Annotated in this window: 1 protein-coding gene; it reads left to right on the top strand. The window is 62.9% G+C overall.

Annotation, left to right across the window (positions count from 1 at the left end):
• A partial coding sequence (locus Q673_RS35480; RefSeq protein ID WP_235048548.1) for an RNA-guided endonuclease InsQ/TnpB family protein occupies nt 1–1,299 on the top strand: 1,299 nt, incomplete at its 5' end.
• Between the last annotated feature and the right edge of the window lie 74 nt (nt 1,300–1,373).

Raw genomic sequence — 1,373 nt, 5'->3', positions numbered from 1 at the left:
CTTCTAGTGCGGGGAAGGATAGCGCGGGCGCCGCAGGCGCCCTATAATACTGGATGTATCGACAGCACAGGGTGCTTCGTGCAACGTCTCCAAGCCTTCAAATACGAACTGATGCCCACCGGCGAGCAGGTGCGCAAGATGCGCCAGTTTGCCGGCATGGCACGGTACGTGTTCAACCGAGGGCTGGCGTTGCAGAAAGAGCGGTATGCAGCCGGTGAGAAGAAGTTGGGGTATGCGGCCTTGTGCAAGCAGCTTACCGGCTGGCGCAACAGCGACGACACGCCATGGCTCAAGGATGGGCCGATCCACCCGCTCCAGCAGTCGCTGAAGGATCTCGATCGCGCCTATGCCAACTTCTTCGCCAAGCGGGCGGACTTCCCGCGCTTCAAGAGGAAGGGTCAGCGTGACAGCTTCCGCTATCCCGATCCGAAACAGGTCAAGCTCGATCAGGGCAATCGGCGGCTCTACCTGCCCAAGTTGGGTTGGCTACGTTTCCGCAAGAGCCGCGAGGTGCTGGGGACGGTCAAGAACGTCACCGTCAGCCAGTCGGCGGGGCGATGGTTCGTCTCGATCCAGACTGAGCGTGAGGTCGCGGTGCCGGCGCCGACTGGCGGGGCTGTGGGCATCGACATGGGCGTGGCGCGGTTCGCCACGCTCTCCGATGGCAGCTTTCTGGCACCTCTCAACAGCTTCAAGAAACACCAGACGGCGCTGCGCAAGGCGCAGCAAGCCATGAGCCGCAAGGTCAAGTTCAGCAACAACTGGAAGAAGGCCAAGGCCCGCATCCAGAAAATCCAGGCTCGCATCGCCAATGCCCGGCGTGATTTCCTGCACAAGGCTTCCGCCACGATCAGCCAAAACCACGCGCTCGTGGTGCTGGAAGACCTGCAGGTCGGCAACATGTCGCGCTCGGCCAGAGGCAGTGTCGAGCAACCCGGCCGCCATGTTCGCCAGAAGTCCGGCCTCAATCGTTCGATCCTCGACCAGGGGTGGTTCGAGTTCCGGCGCCAGCTCGACTACAAGCTGGCCTGGCGTGGGGCGCATCTGGTCGTTGTGCCACCGCACAACACCAGCCGCACCTGCCCCGAGTGCGGTCATGTCGCTGCGGAGAACCGGCGCAGCCAGGCCCGCTTTGCCTGTGTCGATTGTGGCTTCGAGGCCAATGCCGATCATATCGGCGCCATCAATGTATTAAGGGCGGGGCACGCCCGGCTCGCCTGTGAAGTGAGTGGCGCAGTAAGGCCGCCAGCAGCAGGAACCCACCGAAGCGATTCAGGGATGGCTCAATGCCGTGCCTGAGCGCCGTAGGAATCCCCTTCCTTTCCGCCGTTGGCGGCAGCTGCCTAAGCAGCTGAGGGAGGGGAGGACGTCAA

The organism is Halomonas sp. PBN3 (genome assembly GCF_000475415.1).
GTDB classification, from domain to species: domain Bacteria; phylum Pseudomonadota; class Gammaproteobacteria; order Pseudomonadales; family Halomonadaceae; genus Halomonas; species Halomonas shengliensis.
This window is presented reverse-complemented; position numbering and strand designations above follow the sequence as displayed.